The sequence below is a fragment of the Streptomyces coeruleorubidus genome, assembly GCF_008705135.1.
In the GTDB taxonomy this organism is placed as follows: Bacteria; Actinomycetota; Actinomycetes; order Streptomycetales; family Streptomycetaceae; genus Streptomyces; species Streptomyces coeruleofuscus.
Genome location: NZ_CP023694.1, coordinates 4,374,769 through 4,391,571 on the forward strand (window position 1 = coordinate 4,374,769; position 16,803 = coordinate 4,391,571).

Genomic DNA, 16,803 nt, shown 5'->3' on the forward strand with positions numbered 1-16,803 from the left:
ATGCCCTCCTTCCTCCCCGGCCTGGAGCTCTCCCGCCGCTTCTACACCGAGGCCGTACGCCCCCTCCTGGACGAGGCCCTCCCGGGCATCCCCCACTCCGCCGCCCGCCTCGGCAGCGGCTCCGAGGTACTCGGCTACGACACCCCGCGCTCGGCCGACCACGAGTGGGGCCCACGCCTCCAGCTCTTCCTGCGCCCCGAGGACACCGAGACCCACGGCCCCCGCCTCAGCGCCCTCCTCTCCCACCGCCTCCCGAAGACCTTCCTCGGCCACCCCACCCACTTCGCCCGCACCGGCGACGACCCGGGCACCGACATCCGCGTCATGACCGGCACCGACGGCCCGGTGCACCACCGCGTCGACATCACGGACCCCGCCACCTGGTTCACGGACCAGCTCGGCTTCGACCCGGCCCAGGGCATCACCCCGGCGGACTGGCTGGCCACGCCCACCCAGCGCCTGGCCGAGGTCACCGCGGGCGCCGTCTTCCACGACGGCCTCGGCCGACTCGCCCCGGCCCGCACCGCCCTGAGCTGGTACCCGCACGAGATCTGGCTGTACGTCCTGGCCTGCCAGTGGAAACGCGTCTCCCAGGAGGAGGCCTTCGTAGGCCGCTGCGGCGAGGTGGGCGACGAACTCGGCTCGGCGATCGTGGCCGCCCGCCTGATCCGCGACCTGATGCGCCTGAGCCTCCTCATGCACCGCCGCTACCCGCCCTACAGCAAGTGGCTCGGCACCGCCTTCACGGCGACCCCCCGGGGCGCGGCGCTCACCCCCACCCTGACGGCGGCGCTGGCGGCCCCCGACTGGCCCACCCGCGAGCACCACCTCAAACACGCCTACGAGGCCATCGCGACGCACCACAACGACCTCGCGCTCACGGCCCCCGTCGACCCCACCACCCGCCCGTACCACAGCCGCCCGTTCCAGGTCCTCCACGCGGAACGCTTCACGGCGGCACTCCGCGCCCACATCACGGACCCGGCACTCCGCTGTCTGCCCGACACCGGCGCGATCGACCAGTGGGTGGACAGCACCGACGCCCTCAGCGACGTCCAGAACAGAAAAAAGCCCGGGCCAGAGACGATCTGACCCGGGCTTCCACCGGAGCCCCCTGTCGGATTCGAACCGACGACCTACGCATTACAAGTGCGTTGCTCTGGCCAGCTGAGCTAAGGAGGCACCGCGTACTACAACGCCGTACGCGAAGGCGGCACCACTGTACACAGAGCCCGTTACCCCGAGCCACGAAGTTCCGCTCCGCCCGGTCTCACTCCACCTCGTACTCGAAGCGGTACGCCACGGTCGTCTCCCCGTGGTGCGCGGTGAAGCCGCCCTTCCCCCGCAGTCCGGCCAGCTCCCCGCTCCCGGATCCCCGCACCACCTCGAACGTGCAGTGCACCGCCCCGTCCTCGCCGAACCACCCCCGCTCCTCCACGGCGAAGCTCCCCTCCCGCCCGTCGAGCCGGCCGGTGATCAGCTCGATGCCGGCGAAGGAACCGGTCTTCTGGGTGACGTAGACGATGGTGTACTCGCAGATCGTCCCGGCCGCCTCGATGCCGCCGCTGAAGGTGTTCCGGACGGAGGCGTGGGCGAGCCGGGGGTTCGCTTCCTCGCCCGGGCCGATCACGTGCTCCTGCCAGTCGGCGAAGGTGAAGTGTCCGGTAGTGGTGCGTGTGGCGGGCATGGGTGGGTCCTCTCGATCAGCCGATGGCCGTGCGGGCCGTCTGGAGCCACCACTCTCTTCCCTGTACCTGACATCTCCTGTCAGGTACAGGGAAGGTACGCCGGACAATGGCCACCATGCGCGCCGACCGGCTCCTCTCCCTGCTCCTGCTGCTCCAGAACCGCGGGCGGATGACCGCGCCCGAGCTCGCCGCCGAGCTGGAGGTGTCCGTGCGCACGGTCTACCGGGACGTCGAGGCGCTGGGCGCGGCGGGTGTACCGGTGTGTGCGGATCGCGGGCCGGAGGGCGGCTACCGGCTGATGGACGGCTACCGGACCCGGCTGACCGGACTGACCGACGCCGAGGCCGCGTCGTTGTTCCTCGCCGGGATGCCCGGTCCGGCGCGGGATCTGGGGCTGGGGGCGGTGCTGGCCAGTGCCCAGCTGAAGGTGCAGGCCGCGCTGCCGGCCGAGTTGGCCGGGCAGGCGCGGCGGGTACAGGAGCGGTTCCATCTGGACGCGCCGGCGTGGTTCCGGGAGGCCGATCCGGTGCCGTGTCTGGAGCCGGTGGCGGCAGCCGTGTGGGAGCGGCGGGTGCTGCGCGTGCACTACCGGCGGTGGCGGGGCGAGGTACGCCGGGACGTGCGGCCGCTGGGGCTCGTCCTGAAGGGCGGCATCTGGTACCTGGTCGCCCTGGCGGAGGAGACCGTGCGGACGTACCGGGTGTCCCGCCTGCTGACCGTGGAGGAGACCGGGGAGCTCTTCGACCGTCCGGCCGGCTTCGACCTGGCCGCCTACTGGGAGGAGTCGTCCCGGCGGCTGGAGGCCGCCCTGCATCAGGGTGTCGCCCGGTTGCGTCTCTCACCGCGGGGACAGCGGCTGCTGCCGATGCAGTTCGGGGCGGCGGGCGCACGGGCCCTTCAGAGCGCGGGTGCGCCGGACGCGGACGACTGGGTGGAGGTGGAACTGCCCGTGGAGGCGGAGGCAGTGGCGGTCGGGGACCTGCTCCGGCTGGGTCCGGAGGCGGAGGTTCTCGGGCCGCCCGGACTGCGTCAGGCCGTGGCGCGGGCGGCGGCGGCGCTGGCGGACCGGTACGGGCAGCCCTGAAGCCCCTTCGAAAATTTCCGCGAAGTTCACAGGCCCGGAGGTACTGACAGACAGGTGAACGCCAGGTACCGTCCTGAGCCAGTTCACACGCGTGGACTACACCACAACGGAACACCCGTCGTGGCACCGCCTTCCTACTCGGATCGTCCGGCACGTTCCTGCCGGTAGAAGGGGTTCACTCATCATGGCCACTGTCTCGTTCGACAAGGCGACCCGGATCTACCCGGGTTCCACCAAGCCCGCTGTTGACGCGCTGGAGATCGACATCGAGGACGGCGAGTTCCTCGTCCTCGTCGGCCCGTCCGGCTGCGGCAAGTCCACCTCGCTCCGGATGCTCGCGGGGCTCGAGGACGTCAACGCCGGCGCCATCCGCATCGGCGACCGCGACGTCACGCACCTGCCGCCCAAGGACCGGGACATCGCCATGGTGTTCCAGAACTACGCGCTCTACCCGCACATGACCGTCGCCGACAACATGGGCTTCGCGCTCAAGATCGCCGGCGTCAACAAGGCGGAGATCCGGCAGAAGGTCGAGGAGGCCGCGAAGATCCTCGACCTCACGGAGTACCTGGACCGCAAGCCGAAGGCCCTCTCCGGTGGTCAGCGCCAGCGTGTCGCCATGGGCCGCGCCATCGTGCGTGAGCCGCAGGTGTTCCTCATGGACGAGCCGCTGTCCAACCTGGACGCCAAGCTCCGTGTGTCCACGCGTACGCAGATCGCCTCGCTCCAGCGCCGCCTCGGCATCACCACCGTCTACGTCACCCACGACCAGGTCGAGGCCATGACGATGGGCGACCGCGTGGCGGTCCTCAAGGACGGTCTGCTCCAGCAGATCGACACCCCGCGCAACATGTACGACAAGCCCGCCAACCTCTTCGTGGCCGGCTTCATCGGCTCCCCGGCGATGAACCTCGTCGAGGTCCCGGTGACCGACGGCGGCGTGAAGTTCGGCAAGTCGGTCGTGCCGGTGCAGCGCGACGCGCTCGCCGCCACCACCGACAAGACCGTCACCGTCGGCGTCCGCCCCGAGCACTTCGACGTGGCCGGCCCGGACGCCGAGCTGGGCCTCGCGGTCACCGTCAACGTCGTCGAGGAGCTCGGCGCCGACGCCTACGTCTACGGCACCGCGAAGGTCGGCGACGACTCCAAGGACCTCGTCGTCCGCGTCAGCGGCCGTGACGTCCCGGAGAAGGGCAGCACGCTGCACATCGTCCCGCGCTCCGGCGAGACGCACGTGTTCTCGACCTCCACGGGCGAGCGCCTGTCCGACTGACCCCTCGGCAAACACACAACCCCGGGTGAATCACCCAAGTTGACGAGAAGGGCCCCGCAGCGCGCTGCGGGGCCCTTCTCGTTGTCGACAAATACCCCGGCAGACCGGACGTTTCGAGCGGTGTGCGTCAACGCCTTACCCAAAAAAGGGCACTCTCTCATCCCCCGAACCGGTGACTCAATGTCTACAAACCATTACCCCGCGCTACCCTCACACGCGTGAAGCACTCCACTAACCAACAGACGCGACGCGGCCGGGGCCCCGCCCGCCGGATCGGCCGCACCCTCGCTTTCGTCCTGCCCGTCGTCCTGGTGCTCTCCGGGACCCTCGCGGTCACCCGAGTCAACTGGTCGGGAAGCCCCTCCGACCCGGTGCTCACCGCAGCGGACACCAGCACATCCGCCGGCACGCCGCGGGCCGCCGAGCGCGCCCCGCAGGACGTCCTGCGCGACAGGCTGCTGACCGAGCTCCAGGAGGAGAACCCGGGCGTCGCCCTCACCCACCTCCAGCAGGCCGTCAACGGCCGCCCGTCGCTGGCGAAGCACTGCGCGTCCATCGCCCGCGCCCTCGGCCAGGCCGCCGTCCGGGTCTACGGCCCGACGCGCGCCCAGTCCTACGCCCGCCCCGTCTGCGACACCGCCTTCGCCACGGGCGTCGCAGCCGCGCACGGCTGAGCAGACGGCCCTGCCGAACGAGAGGGGTGGGAAGCCGGCAGCGATCGACGCGGGAATCTTCGTCCGCCGCGGTACCGGGCGGGACGCCACGTACAGTTCGGTCTCATGAGCGATCCGAGCGCCGCGTCCCGCCCCGTTCAAGCCGTCGTTCTGGCCGGAGGCCAGGGCTCCCGGCTGCGTCCGTACACCGACGACCGGCCCAAGCCGATGGTCGAGATCCCCGGGACGGGGACTCCGATCATCGGCCATCAGCTGTCCTGGCTCGCCGAGGAGGGCGTGACGGACGTGGTGGTCTCCTGCGGCCACCTCGCCGAGGTGCTCCAGAAGTGGCTGCAGACGGCCGATCTGCCGGTCTCCGTCACCACGGTCGTGGAGTCCGAGCCCCTCGGCCGCGGCGGCGGCCTCAAGTACGCCGCCGCACATCTGCCTCGCCCGGACCAACCCTGGTACGCCACGAACGGCGACATCTGGACCCGGTTCTCCCTGCGTGACATGGCGGACTTCCACACCGAGCGGGACGCCCTCGCGACGCTGGCCCTGGCCCGGCCGCGCCTGCCGTGGGGCGCGGTGAAGACGGACGGCTTCGGCCGTATCACGGACTTCATCGAGGCCCCGCCGTCGACCTTCGAGATCAACGCGGGCGTGTATGTCTTCTCCCCCGAGTTCGCGGGGCTGCTGCCGGACCGCGGGGACCACGAGCGCACGACGTTCCCCCGGCTGGCCCGCGAGCGGAAGCTGGCCGGCTTCACGATCCCCCAGGGGTCGTATTGGCGTGCGATCGACACGGCGAAGGATCTGACGGAGGCCGCGAAGGAACTGGCCGCGTTGGGGCGCTGAGAGCCGTAGCGCCCCACGCCCCTGACGGGACGTGTACAGCGCCGGCGAACGCGCGGTCAGAACCAGTGCAGGCAGTGCGGGGGACGGTCGGCGCGGAAGAGGGCGTCGGCGAGGGTGGCCGCGCTCGGATGGTGGGCCCGGATGTGTCCGGCGCGCACGAGCGTGCTCGGGGCGGTGCCGCCGAGGTAGACCGAGCCCAGGTCGCGCACGTCCAGGGACAGGTCGGGCTCCCGGTCCGTCGGGATGCAGTCGGCCTTGCCCTCCCGGACGGTCAGCAGGTAGCGGCCGTGTTCGCCGAGGAACGGGTCGTCGACGTCGAGGACGAGTTCGCCGTCCGTGAACCAGCCACGTGCGGTCAGCGCCTGCGGGATGTCGAGGAGCCGTACCCAGAGCCAGTCCATGTCGTCGCTCACCTGGCCGGCGCGGAAGTCCGCGAGCTGCCAGCGCAGCGGGTGCCCGGGCGGGACGTGCTTGAACACGACCTGACTGACCAGGTCGTGTCCGAGTACGAACCGGGCCAGGGCCGTGAAGACGGCGTCGTCGGTGGCGATGGTCTCGTCGACCGTCAGGGTGTTGGATTCGCCGATCGAGTAGCTGGCGTACCCGTCCGGGACACCGTCGGCGTCACGGTGGACGGCGACGTAGCGCGGCTCCGGCGAGATCGGGGGCTGCCCCGCGCGCAGGGCCCACCAGCGGTGCGGCCGGGACAGCGCGCCGGGCTGGGCGCGGCGATACCGGTCGTAGACCTCTTCCAGGATCTCGCCGCACTCGGCCCGCCGCAGCACCTCGACCGAGTCGTTGTCCGAGCCGGCCACTGGGGCGCCCGCCGCGGTGCGGGCCCGGCGAACGGCGAGGGCGGCCTGGCGGCGCGGCACCGTCAGCCGCTGCGTGTAGGTCGCCGGTCCGTAGCCGAACCTGCCGTAGATCGGGGCCTCGGAGGCCAGCAGCACGGAGAGGAAGTCTCCCCGGGCCCGCAACGCGGTGAGCTGGTGCCGCATCATCGTGCTGAGCACGCCCTGGCGCCGGTGGGAGGGCAGGACGCCGACGGCGGTCACCCCGGCGACCGGGACGATGGCCTCACCGGGCAGGGTGAGCTCGAAAGGGTGCTCGGCGGCGGTGCCGACGGGCCGCCCGTCCGCCGTCAGGGCGAGCAGGCAGCGGTCCATTTCGAGCGCCGACCACCAGAGCCCGCCGCCCTCGACCGGGGTTTCGGGGAAGCGCCCGAACGCGGCATGGACGGTGTCGACGAAGACGTCGAGATCCTTGTCGGTCGTGGAACGGATCTCCATCGCGGCCGCTGCCTCCTCGGGATACCGGCACCACGACGCGTGGTGTCCCGCCACAGTGCAGCGTCGACCCGTGGCCCGGTCAAACGAATTACGGCTTCGCCAAGGCCCGACCCCCCGACGCGCCGGCCACCCAGCGCCGTGAGCGCACCCAGTCTCGCCGCGCCGGTCGGACGTGTCGTCACATCCCCCCGGCGCAGGGCGAGTGGGCACCGATCAGGTCGGAGGACTAGCCCAGCAGGCCGCCCACCAGGCCCGGTCGGTCCGTGGACGAGGAGCCGCCGTCGCCCGAGCCGCCGGTCGAGCCGGAGCCGCCGGTGGCCGTGCCGCCGGAGGTCGGGCCTGAGGTGGTGCTCGGGGCCTGGTCGGCCGGGGAGGACTGCTGGGGTGGGGCCTGGCCCGCGCTGCCCTGGGTCTGGCTGGGCGAGCCGCCGGTGACGCTGCCGGTGTCCTGGGTGGCACCCGGCCTGGTCGTGGTGCCCGCGCTGGGGCTGGCCGAGCCGGCCGTGGCGCCCTGGGTGGGCGAGGTGGAGGCCGACGGGGTCCGCTTGTCCTGCCGCTTGCCGGGGGCGTCCGGGAGCGGGGAGCCGGGCAGTTCGTTGCGCGGGGCCTCGCCGGGTCCGGGGACGACGACCCGGTCGGCGTCGCGGACGGCGCCGCCGAGCAGCGAACCGACCAGCAGCGTGAGACCGACGGTGACGGCGGTGACGAGGACGCCGCGGCGCAGCACGTAGCGGCGCAGGTCCCAGATGTCGGCGCGGGGTCCGAGGCGGCGCCAGGCGCTGCCGGCCAGGCGGCCGTCGACGGAGTAGACGGGGGCGCCGGCGATGATCAGCGGGGACCAGGCGGCGAGGTAGATGATGTCGGGGGTCTCGTAGGCGGGGACGCTCTTCCAGCTGACGGTGACCAGCAGCGCGGCCGACAGCAGGGCGCCGAAGGAGGCGGCGACGCGCTGCCAGCAGCCGAGGACCGTCAGAACGCCGACGATGACCTGGGCGAAGGCGATGGCCAGTCCGGTGCCGACCGGGTGCTCGAAGGCGAACTGGCGCAGCGGCTCGGCGACTTCCCAGGGGTGCAGGGTGTTGAGCCACTTGACCATGGAGCCGCGCTTGCCGCCGTCGAAGTAGACGGGGTCGCACAGCTTGCCCATGCCGGCGTAGATGGAGATGAAGCCGAGGAAGACGCGCAGCGGGAGGAGGACGACGCCGAGGTTCATCCGGCGGCCCGGGTAGTAGGCGTGCCGTGCCGGGTCGTCGCCGTGGCGCTTGACGGACCGTTCGGTGTCGTCCGCCTCGACGAGGTCCTCGAAATCCTCTTCCGTGTAGGCGGGTTCGTCGTAGGCGCTGCCGACCGTGCGCATGGGCGGCAGCAGCCGGGTGCCGTCGGCGGGATCGTGGGTGCGCTGTCGGCCTACGACAGGGGTCTCGACCGTCTGGGTGAGGTCGTCCTGGTAGCCGTCACCCTCGTAGCCGGTGCCGCCGTAGCCGCCGTCTTGGTACCCGGCGCCGTAGCCCGGGCCCTGCGGGTCGGTGCCCACGCGGGAGATGACCTGAGTGGCCCCGGCGTCCGTGGCGGACTCGTCGGGGTGGCGGACGCTCTCGTGCCGGACGGCCTGGAGGAGCCGGTGGGCGCCGGTGTCGTCGGGCGCGGACTTGCCGCTCCAGACGACGGGCCGGCGGCGGGTGGTGGCCCCGTCCGCCGCGCCCCCGGCGGTGACGACGGGGATGCGGGCGGTGTCCTCGCTGGCGGTCAGGTGCCGTGCGACCCGTGGGGACTGGACGCGACGCGTCGAGACGCCCAACTGCACGCGGAAACTCGCGTGATTGACGATGACCTGCGCCGGGTCGCTCGGCACCTTCACCATGCTCAGCGCGGGAGCGTCGTCGAGTCCCGACGAGCGGTCCCCCGTGGGTGTGCGGGGTGTTCTGGTGTCCACACTCAACTAACCGAGTGACGTCGGGATAGGACACTGCTTTGACTCGCCGGATCTGTCCGGACCCCGTCAAGCTTGACCTTGTCGCCCCGATGCTCCCGGAATTAACCCGTACGGGTGAGGTGGGCGGATGCCTGTTCAGCTGCGCCGGCGAGCCGCCTCGTACAGCACGATCCCCGCCGCCACACCGGCGTTGAGCGACTCGGCGCCGCCCGGCATCGGGATCCGCACCCGGTGGTCGCAGGTCTCCCCGACCAGCCGGGACAGCCCCTTGCCCTCGCTGCCGACGACGATGACGACGGGCCCGCCCAGGGCCTCCAGCTCACCGAGTTCGACCTCGCCGTCGGCGGCCAGGCCGACGACCACGATGCCGGCCTTCTTGTACGCCTCCAGCGCGCGCGTCAGGTTGGTGGCGCGGGCGACGGGCGTACGGGCGGCCGCACCGGCGGACGTCTTCCAGGCACCCGCCGTCATCCCGGCGGCCCGGCGCTCGGGTACGACGACGCCGTGCCCGCGGAAGGCGGAGACGGAGCGGACGACCGCGCCCAGGTTGCGCGGGTCGGTGACACCGTCGAGCGCGACGATCAGCGGGTCCTCGCCGTCGCCGAGGGCGGCGTCGGCGAGGTCCTGCGGGTGGGCGTACTCGTACGGCGGGACCTGGAGCACGAGCCCCTGGTGGTTCAGCCCGTTCGTCATCCGGTCGAGCTCGGGGCGGGGGGCCTCCATGAGGTTGATCCCGCCGCGCTCGGCGGCGAGCTGGAGTGCCTCACGGACGCGCTCGTCGTTGTCGATGAACTGCTGGACGTACAGCGTGGAGGCGGGCACGCCGTCGCGCAGCGCCTCGTAGACCGGGTTGCGGCCGACGACCAGCTCGGACGTGGACTTGCCGCCGCGTCCCCGGGGCGCGGGACGGCGCGCGGTCTGCCGCGCCTTGGCGCCGGCGACACGGTTCTTCTTGTGTCCCTTGCGCATCTCGGCGGGCGGAGTGGGGCCCTTGCCCTCCAAACCCTTGCGCCGCTGGCCGCCACTGCCGACCTGCGCGCCCTTCTTGCCGGACATGCGGCGGTTGTTGGCTGCCATGACCTACCTGTCTGTGGGTGCGGTACGTACGTACGTCTATGAAGTGTGCCGCCCGGAGGCCCGGGCGGCACAATCGATCTTCCGGATCGCGGCCGGGTCAGCGCGGTCCGAGGCTCCAGCGCGGCCCTTGCGGGCTGTCCTCGATGACCAGACCGGACTGGCTCAGCTGGTCGCGGATGGCGTCCGCGGTCGTCCAGTCCTTGCGGGCCCGGGCTGCTTCGCGCTGGTCGAGGACGAGTCGTACGAGGCTGTCGACCACGCCGTGCAGGTCGGCGCCCCGGTCGCTCTCCCCGGCCCAGTGGGCGTCGAGCGGGTCGAGCCCGAGGACGCCGAGCATGGCACGGACCTCGGCGAGCCGGGCCACCGCGGCTTCCTTGTCGTCGGCGGCCAGCGCGCTGTTGCCCTGCCGGACCGCGGTGTGGATGACGGCGAGCGCCTGCGGCACGCTCAGGTCGTCGTCCATCGCCTCGGCGAAGGCCAGCGGCACCTCGGCGGCCGGCTCGACCGTGCCCGCCTTCTCCACCACGCGCTGCACGAAGCCCTCGATCCGCGCGAACGCCGACTCGGCCTCGCGCAGCGCCTCCTCGCTGTACTCGATCATCGAGCGGTAGTGCGGGGTGCCGAGGTAGTAGCGCAGCACGATGGGCCGCCAGGCCTTGACCATCTCGCTGACCAGGACGCTGTTGCCGAGCGACTTCGACATCTTCTCGCCGCTCATGGTGACCCAGGCGTTGTGCACCCAGTACCGCGCGAAGTCGTCGCCGTAGGCCTTGGCCTGGGCGATCTCGTTCTCGTGGTGCGGGAAGACCAGGTCGAGGCCGCCGCCGTGGATGTCGAAGGCGGTGCCGAGGTACTTGTGGGCCATGGCCGAGCACTCCAGGTGCCAGCCCGGGCGGCCGCGGCCCCACGGCGTCTCCCAGTCCGGCTCACCCGGCTTGGACGCCTTCCACATGGCGAAGTCCCGCGGATCGCGCTTGCCGGAGACGCCCTCGTCGGGCTGGCGCAGATCGTCGATGTCCTGGTTCGACAGCTGCAGGTAGCCCGGGAAGGAGCGCACGTCGAAGTAGACGCTGCCGTCCGCTTCGTAGGCGTGCCCGCGCTCGATGAGGCCGCGCATCATCTCGACCATCTCGGTGATGTGGCCCGTGGCACGCGGCTCGTAGGTCGGCGGCAGGCAGCCGAGGGCGTGGTAGCCGTCGTTGAACGCCCGCTCGTTCTCGTAGCCGATGGCCCACCAGGGGCGGCCCTGGTCGGCCGACTTGACGATGATCTTGTCGTCGATGTCGGTGACGTTCCGCACGAACGTGACGTCGTAGCCGCGGTACTCGAACCAGCGGCGCATGATGTCGAAGTTCAGACCGGACCGGATGTGCCCGATGTGCGGTGCCGCCTGCACGGTGGCGCCACACAGGTAGATCGAGACGCAACCCGGCTTGAGCGGGGAGAAGTCACGGATCTGCCGGGCGCTGGTGTCGTACAGGCGAATAGTCACGGGACCAGGGTAGTAGGCCGTGGGGGGTGTGTGGGGCAGCGCCGTTCACCCGACCCGTACGACCAGCGCCGTCGCCACCGCCATGAGGCCCTCGTCGCGTCCCGGGAAGCCCAGTCCGTCCGTCGTCGCGCCCGACACCGACACCGGTGCTCCCGCCGCCTCCGACAGGAGCTTCTGCGCCTCGTCCCGCCGTTTGCCGATCTTCGGCCTCGGGCCCACGACCTGTACGGCGATGTTGCCGATGCGGAAACCCGCCTCGCGGACGATCCGGGCGGCCTCCGTCAGCAGCGTGACGCCGGACGCGCCCGACCACTCGGGGCGGCCCGTGCCGAAGTGCTGTCCCAGGTCACCGAGGCCGGCGGCCGAGAACAGCGCGTTGCACGCGGCGTGCGCGACGACGTCCGCGTCGGAGTGGCCCGCCAGGCCCGGGCCCTCGCCCTCCCACTTCAGGCCGGCGCACCACAGCTCGCGGCCCTCCTCGAAGGCGTGGATGTCGGTGCCGATGCCGACCTGGGGCAGCGGCATCCCGGGCATCGCGTCAGAAGCCATCGTTGAGCCTCCTGCGGGCCAGGACCGCCTCCGCGAGCACCAGGTCCAGGGGCCGGGTCACCTTGAACGCCTCCTCGTGGCCGGGCACCGCCACGACCGTGAGGCCGAGCTGCTCGACCATGCCGGCGTCGTCGGTGACGTCTCCGGTGACCGTCTCGTGCGCCCGCACCAGGGTCGCCCGGTCGAAGCCCTGCGGCGTCTGCACCGCCCGCAGCCGCGCGCGCTCCGGCGTGGCGACGACCGGCTCCGGCTCGCCGGGAGTCCCGGCCGGCTCGACCTGCTTGACGGTGTCGGCGAGCGGCAGCGCCGGGACCACCGCCGGGGCGCCCTCGCGTACGGCCTCGATCACGGCGTCGACCGTGTCCACCGGCACCAGCGGCCGGGCCGCGTCGTGCACCAGCACGATGTCGTGGCCGGCCGGCAGCGCGTCCAGGCCGAGCTTCACGGACTCCTGGCGGGTCTGCCCGCCCGGCACGACGAGGAAGTCGGTCCGCTCGGGCAGCGCGTGCGCGTCGAGCAGCGACCTGACCTCGGCGGCGCCGTCGGGCGGGGCCACGACGACGACCAGCGAGACGGCGCGGGAGGCGGCCATCGCGCGGACCGCGTGGATGAGCATGGGTGTGCCGCCCAGCGCGCGGAGCGCCTTGGGGGCGCCCGGGCCGAGCCGTACACCACGGCCGGCGGCCGGGATCACGGCCGCCGTACGGGCTGCCGAAGGGGTGGCCGACGGCGAAGGGCGCGAATCGTCAGACATCGGTTCCTGTCAGGTTTGTGTGTTGCCCTGGCGTGGGTATGGCCTGGAGGAGTGCCGGGCGCGACGCGCTCGACCGGACCCTTCCGTGACGCTGGTCGAGCCGGCTGCCCGGGCCCGGCACGCCAAGCACCGGATCGTGAGTGATAACACATCCGGCGATGACGGCGCATTCGGCGTCCGAATGCGAACATGCCGCAGCGCCCGGCGACAGAAGAATCGTCATCGGGCACCGCGGCATTTCGATGTTGCTGAGTGCTGAGCGACAGGCTTCGCCTCAGGAGGCGAGAACCTCGTCGAGCAGGGCCTCGGCCTTGTCCTCGTTGGTGTTCTCCGCGAGAGCGAGTTCGCTCACCAGAATCTGGCGGGCCTTGGCGAGCATGCGCTTCTCACCAGCGGAGAGTCCGCGCTCGCGCTCACGACGCCACAGGTCACGCACGACTTCCGCGACCTTGATGACATCGCCCGAGGCGAGCTTCTCCAGGTTTGCCTTGTAACGACGGGACCAGTTCGTGGGCTCCTCGGCGTACGGTGCGCGCAGCACCTCGAAGACCCGGTCCAGCCCGTCCTGACCGACCACATCACGCACGCCGACGAACTCCGCATTGTCCGCTGGCACACGCACTGTCAGGTCACCCTGGGCGACCTTCAGCACCAAGTAGGTCTTGTCCACGCCTTTGATCTGGCGAGTTTCGATAGCCTCGATCAGCGCGGCCCCGTGATGGGGATAGACCACGGTGTCGCCAACCTTGAACGTCATGTGACAGGTACCCCTTCCGTGGCTATCCAGGGTAACACGGAAACTGCGGGTTCTGAATGGCGTTTTCGCAGGTCAGGGCATATCTCGGGGCTTGACAAGTCCAACAGGAACGTGCTTCGGACAGGGAGTGGAAGAAGGTATTCGCAGGTCGGAGCGGCTCTCCGGGCCGAGCGAAACGCGTACGTTACACACATCCGGAGCCTCCCCCAAGCGGCCGAACATCCCCAAATGTCCGGTTCCGTATGATCGACTTCCGCTACTCCGTTCGGCGGCCCGAGCCGGGTTCCGGTCGAATCCGGAATTGATCACCGGGCGGCCGGGTGAGCCCCACGGTGATCAATTCCCAGGTGGTCCGCACATTCCTTCACGGAAATTTCGCGGTGCCGCCCGAGGCTCTTATGTGAATGCCGGACGAGCACCCCGCAATGTGACCCAGCAGTCACGTGTGGCTCAGCGAGGCCGCAGGTGCCGGGGGGTCGGGTGCGGCCACGCGGGAACGGCTCGGTAACCTAAGGCCCGCTGACAGACACATAGGGCGGCTTTATCGGCCGCTCCGCTCTCGAGTCAAGGAGTTGCCGCCGCCGTGAGCAGCAGCCTTCGACGCGGCGTCCTCGCCGCTGCCGCCATCGCGTTCTCCGTTGCCTCGCTCGCCGCGTGCGGTGCCGGCAACAACGCGCAGACCCTCGAGATCCAGCCGGACCACGCGGCGACGAGCGTCGGCAACATCAAGGTCCAGAACGCGATCGTGATCACGCAGCCCGACCTCGAGTCGACCGGCCCGGCCGCGATCTCCGCCACCTTCTTCAACTCCGGCAGCACCGCCGAGACGCTGGAGTCCATCACCCTCCCCGGCACCGGTGAGAAGGCCGAGCTCAAGCCCGCCAAGGGCGGCAGCCTGAGCATCCCGGCCGGCGGCAGCCTGGTCCTGGGCGGCAAGGACAACGCCACGGCCGTGCTGCCGAGCGGCCGCGAGGCAGCCCAGGACGGCAACGCCCAGAAGGTCACCTTCACCTTCAGCGAGACCGGTGACGTGAGCCTGCGCGCGTTCGTCGTCCCCGCCGAGCACCACTTCACCGAGTGGGGCCCGACCGAGGTCCCGGCCGCGCCGGGCGGCTCGGCGTCCCCGTCCGGTTCGCCGTCGGGGAGCCCCTCCGGTTCGCCGGCCGGCACCGAGAGCCCCGCCGCGGGCGAGACGCCGGGCGGCCAGGAGTCGCCGGGCACGCCGACCGACGCGGCCTCCGCGAGCGCCTCGGCGGGCGCGGGCGCCGGGCACTGAGCCCGCGCGAGGCAGTCGTACGAAAGGGCGGGACCTCTCAGGAGGCCCCGCCCTTCGCGTTCGTCGTACGCGGCCGGCTTACGGCTCGAACTTGTAGCCCAGGCCGCGGACCGTCACCAGGTAGCGCGGGGCGCCCGGGTCCGGCTCGATCTTGGCGCGCAGGCGCTTGACGTGGACGTCGAGGGTCTTGGTGTCACCGACGTAGTCGGCGCCCCAGACCCGGTCGATGAGCTGCATGCGGGTCAGCACGCGGCCGGCGTTGCGCAGCAGCATCTCCAGCAGGTCGAACTCCTTCAGCGGCAGGTCGACCTTGGTGCCGCCGACGGTGACCACGTGCCGGTCCACGTCCATACGGACCGGGCCGGCCTCCAGCGCGGCCGGGGTCACCTCCTCCGGCTCACCTCTGCGGCGCAGCACGGCCCGGATCCGGGCGACCAGCTCGCGGGAGGAGAAGGGCTTGGTGACGTAGTCGTCGGCTCCTATCTCCAGGCCGACGACCTTGTCGATCTCGCTGTCCTTGGCGGTCACCATGATCACGGGGACGTTGGAGCGGCCGCGCAGCTGGCGGCAGACCTCGGTGCCCGGCAGGCCGGGCAGCATCAGGTCGAGGAGGACGAGGTCGGCGCCGTTGCGCTCGAACTCGTCGAGTCCGTCGGGCCCGGTGGTCGCGACGGCGACCTCGAAGCCCTCCTTGCGGAGCATGTACGACAGGGCGTCGGAGAAGGACTCCTCGTCCTCGACGACGAGCACTCGGGTCACGGAAGGACCTCCGGGGCAGGAAGCGTTTCGTACGCGGTTGAATCGGGGGATGTGGGGGTGGACCGCCCGGCCTCTTCGTCGAGGCCCGCGCCTCCTGCGCGTTCTGATCGGGCGGGCTGCTGATGTGCGCGGTCGCGGGCCGCACCGGCCTCCGGCAGCCGCAGGGTGAAGGTGGAGCCCTGGTTTTCGGCGCTCCACACGGTGACCTCCCCGCCGTGCGAGGCGGCCACGTGCTTCACGATGGCCAGCCCCAGTCCCGTACCACCGGTGGCACGGGAGCGGGCCGGGTCGACGCGGTAGAAGCGCTCGAAGATGCGCTCCTTGTCCTTGTCGGAGATGCCGATGCCCTGGTCGGTGACGGCGATCTCGATGTGTTCCCCGCCGGGCGCGTTCACCTTGCGGGCCGCTATGCCGACGCGGGTGCGGGCGGGCGAGTAGTTGACCGCGTTCTCGACGAGGTTGCCGAGGGCGGCGGCGAGCTGGCCGCGGTTGCCCCACACATGCAGGTCGGCGGTGCCGCCCGCGGCCATGGTGATCTCTTTGGTGCCGGCCTGGTGCCGGCAGCGGTCGATGGCCTCGGCGACGAGCTCGTCGACGCGGACCGGCTCGGCGTCCTCCAGCGGGTCGTCGTTCTGCACCCGCGACAGGTCGATGAGCTCCTGCACCAGGCTGGTGAGCCGGGTCGCCTCGATCTGCATGCGCCCGGCGAACCGCTCGACGGCCTCGGGGTCCTCGGAGGCGTCCATGACGGCCTCGGACAGCAGGGACAGGGCGCCGACGGGCGTCTTCAGCTCATGGCTCACGTTGGCGACGAAGTCGCGCCGCACCGCCTCGATCCGGCGGGCCTCGGTGAGGTCCTCCACGAGCAGCAGCACCAGCCGGGAGCCGAGCGGCGCGACCCGGGCGGAGACGGCCAGGGCCTCCCCGCGTCCGGTCCCGCGCCGCGGCAGGTCCAGTTCGACCTGGCGTATCTCCCCGTCGCGCCGGGTGTCCCGGGCCATCTGGAGCATCGGCTCGACGGCGAGCTTGCCGCCGCGGACCAGGCCGAGGGCGTACGCCGCCGAGCTGGCCTTGACCACGGCGTCCGCCTCGTCGAGCACGACGGCGGAGGACCTGAGGACCGACAGGACGGTGTCCACGCCCGGTGGCAGCACGGGATCCGTGTGCAGGGAGGTCCGAGTGGGGCGCTTCTGTTCGCGCTCGCTCCAGCGGAACGCCAGCATGGCGATGACGCCGGTGAGCACTCCGGCGATCGCAGCCGCTGCGGCGACCGCCGCGTTCACGTCCATGCACCCAGGTTAGGCATGGGTCGGGCACGGGCCACAGCCGTCGGGCTGCGAGCTCGAACACTCGTCGCCCAG

16 protein-coding genes and 1 tRNA gene are annotated in these 16,803 nt (G+C 71.5%); 6 read left to right on the plus strand and 11 right to left on the minus strand.

The genetic code is table 11. From position 1 onward, the window contains the following. The gene (locus tag CP976_RS20115) at positions 1 to 1,092 is read left to right on the plus strand and encodes a DUF4037 domain-containing protein (protein ID WP_150481641.1); all 1,092 of its coding nucleotides are present in this window, start codon (positions 1 to 3) and stop codon (positions 1,090 to 1,092) included. 16 nt (positions 1,093 to 1,108) lie between these two features. On the opposite strand, the gene CP976_RS20120 is transcribed toward CP976_RS20115, so the two are convergent. Next, a tRNA-Thr gene (locus CP976_RS20120) sits at positions 1,109 to 1,182 on the minus strand. 88 nt (positions 1,183 to 1,270) lie between these two features. Beyond that, entirely contained in the window at positions 1,271 to 1,687 is a 417-nt protein-coding gene (locus CP976_RS20125; RefSeq protein ID WP_150481642.1) for a DUF3224 domain-containing protein, read from the minus strand. Positions 1,688 to 1,803: 116 nt separating this feature from the next. On the opposite strand from CP976_RS20125, the gene CP976_RS20130 reads away from it, so the two are divergent. The 4 genes from CP976_RS20130 to CP976_RS20145 all read left to right on the plus strand — a co-directional run bounded on the left by CP976_RS20130 (position 1,804) and on the right by CP976_RS20145 (position 5,556). Then, positions 1,804 to 2,772: a helix-turn-helix transcriptional regulator gene (locus tag CP976_RS20130; protein ID WP_190146930.1), complete on the plus strand. Its 969-nt coding sequence runs from the start codon at positions 1,804 to 1,806 to the stop codon at positions 2,770 to 2,772. Positions 2,773 to 2,956: 184 nt separating this feature from the next. Then, positions 2,957 to 4,045, plus strand: coding sequence for an ABC transporter ATP-binding protein (locus tag CP976_RS20135; RefSeq protein WP_086845418.1), 1,089 nt, complete (start codon positions 2,957 to 2,959; stop codon positions 4,043 to 4,045). A gap of 218 nt (positions 4,046 to 4,263) precedes the next feature. Then, positions 4,264 to 4,719, plus strand: coding sequence for a hypothetical protein (locus tag CP976_RS20140; protein WP_150481644.1), 456 nt, complete (start codon positions 4,264 to 4,266; stop codon positions 4,717 to 4,719). Positions 4,720 to 4,824: 105 nt separating this feature from the next. Further along, positions 4,825 to 5,556 (plus strand): nucleotidyltransferase family protein, encoded by a 732-nt coding sequence (locus CP976_RS20145; RefSeq protein ID WP_150481645.1) that lies wholly within the window; start codon positions 4,825 to 4,827, stop codon positions 5,554 to 5,556. 56 nt (positions 5,557 to 5,612) lie between these two features. On the opposite strand, the gene CP976_RS20150 is transcribed toward CP976_RS20145, so the two are convergent. The 7 genes from CP976_RS20150 to CP976_RS20180 form a co-directional block, all read right to left on the minus strand. After that, positions 5,613 to 6,845 (minus strand): GNAT family N-acetyltransferase, encoded by a 1,233-nt coding sequence (locus CP976_RS20150; RefSeq protein ID WP_150481646.1) that lies wholly within the window; start codon positions 6,843 to 6,845, stop codon positions 5,613 to 5,615. Positions 6,846 to 7,071: 226 nt separating this feature from the next. Beyond that, complete coding sequence (locus CP976_RS20155) at positions 7,072 to 8,778, minus strand: DoxX family membrane protein (RefSeq protein WP_150485420.1); 1,707 nt, start codon at positions 8,776 to 8,778, stop codon at positions 7,072 to 7,074. Between the two features lie 135 nt (positions 8,779 to 8,913). Further along, entirely contained in the window at positions 8,914 to 9,855 is a 942-nt protein-coding gene (gene rlmB / locus CP976_RS20160) for a 23S rRNA (guanosine(2251)-2'-O)-methyltransferase RlmB (protein WP_150481647.1), read from the minus strand. 97 nt (positions 9,856 to 9,952) lie between these two features. After that, positions 9,953 to 11,347, minus strand: coding sequence for a cysteine--tRNA ligase (gene cysS, locus CP976_RS20165; RefSeq protein ID WP_150481648.1), 1,395 nt, complete (start codon positions 11,345 to 11,347; stop codon positions 9,953 to 9,955). 45 nt (positions 11,348 to 11,392) lie between these two features. Next, a complete protein-coding gene (gene ispF / locus CP976_RS20170; protein ID WP_150481649.1) occupies positions 11,393 to 11,896 on the minus strand; it encodes a 2-C-methyl-D-erythritol 2,4-cyclodiphosphate synthase in 504 nt (167 codons plus the stop codon). Next, the gene (gene ispD, locus CP976_RS20175; RefSeq protein WP_150481650.1) at positions 11,886 to 12,650 is read right to left on the minus strand and encodes a 2-C-methyl-D-erythritol 4-phosphate cytidylyltransferase; all 765 of its coding nucleotides are present in this window, start codon (positions 12,648 to 12,650) and stop codon (positions 11,886 to 11,888) included. Before ispD ends, ispF begins: the two co-directional genes overlap by 11 nt. 274 nt (positions 12,651 to 12,924) lie before the next feature. After that, a complete protein-coding gene (locus tag CP976_RS20180) occupies positions 12,925 to 13,407 on the minus strand; it encodes a CarD family transcriptional regulator (protein WP_003953493.1) in 483 nt (160 codons plus the stop codon). Positions 13,408 to 13,990: 583 nt separating this feature from the next. Between CP976_RS20180 and CP976_RS20190 the strand changes: the two genes are divergently transcribed. Further along, the gene (locus CP976_RS20190; RefSeq protein ID WP_150481651.1) at positions 13,991 to 14,683 is read left to right on the plus strand and encodes a copper chaperone PCu(A)C domain-containing protein; all 693 of its coding nucleotides are present in this window, start codon (positions 13,991 to 13,993) and stop codon (positions 14,681 to 14,683) included. A gap of 78 nt (positions 14,684 to 14,761) precedes the next feature. Here CP976_RS20190 and phoP read toward each other — a convergent pair whose 3' ends face one another. Both phoP and phoR read right to left on the minus strand, forming a co-directional pair. Then, entirely contained in the window at positions 14,762 to 15,442 is a 681-nt protein-coding gene (phoP, locus tag CP976_RS20195) for a two-component system response regulator PhoP (RefSeq protein ID WP_004929857.1), read from the minus strand. Further along, positions 15,439 to 16,731 (minus strand): two-component system sensor histidine kinase PhoR, encoded by a 1,293-nt coding sequence (phoR, locus tag CP976_RS20200; RefSeq protein WP_150481652.1) that lies wholly within the window; start codon positions 16,729 to 16,731, stop codon positions 15,439 to 15,441. The genes phoP and phoR overlap by 4 nt, the downstream gene beginning before the upstream one ends. Positions 16,732 to 16,803: the final 72 nt, after the last annotated feature.

Excerpts from the sequence above, each read along its gene's own strand:
- CP976_RS20115 (WP_150481641.1), top strand. The coding sequence starts at position 1 with ATGCCCTCCTTCCTCCCCGGCCTGGAGCTCTCCCGCCGCTTCTACACC.
- CP976_RS20125 (WP_150481642.1), bottom strand. The coding sequence starts at position 1,687 with ATGCCCGCCACACGCACCACTACCGGACACTTCACCTTCGCCGACTGG.
- CP976_RS20130 (WP_190146930.1), top strand. The coding sequence starts at position 1,804 with ATGCGCGCCGACCGGCTCCTCTCCCTGCTCCTGCTGCTCCAGAACCGC.
- CP976_RS20135 (WP_086845418.1), top strand. The coding sequence starts at position 2,957 with ATGGCCACTGTCTCGTTCGACAAGGCGACCCGGATCTACCCGGGTTCC.
- CP976_RS20145 (WP_150481645.1), top strand. The coding sequence starts at position 4,825 with ATGAGCGATCCGAGCGCCGCGTCCCGCCCCGTTCAAGCCGTCGTTCTG.
- CP976_RS20150 (WP_150481646.1), bottom strand. The coding sequence starts at position 6,845 with ATGGAGATCCGTTCCACGACCGACAAGGATCTCGACGTCTTCGTCGAC.
- rlmB (WP_150481647.1), bottom strand. The coding sequence starts at position 9,855 with ATGGCAGCCAACAACCGCCGCATGTCCGGCAAGAAGGGCGCGCAGGTC.
- ispF (WP_150481649.1), bottom strand. The coding sequence starts at position 11,896 with ATGGCTTCTGACGCGATGCCCGGGATGCCGCTGCCCCAGGTCGGCATC.
- ispD (WP_150481650.1), bottom strand. The coding sequence starts at position 12,650 with ATGTCTGACGATTCGCGCCCTTCGCCGTCGGCCACCCCTTCGGCAGCC.
- CP976_RS20180 (WP_003953493.1), bottom strand. The coding sequence starts at position 13,407 with ATGACGTTCAAGGTTGGCGACACCGTGGTCTATCCCCATCACGGGGCC.
- phoR (WP_150481652.1), bottom strand. The coding sequence starts at position 16,731 with ATGGACGTGAACGCGGCGGTCGCCGCAGCGGCTGCGATCGCCGGAGTG.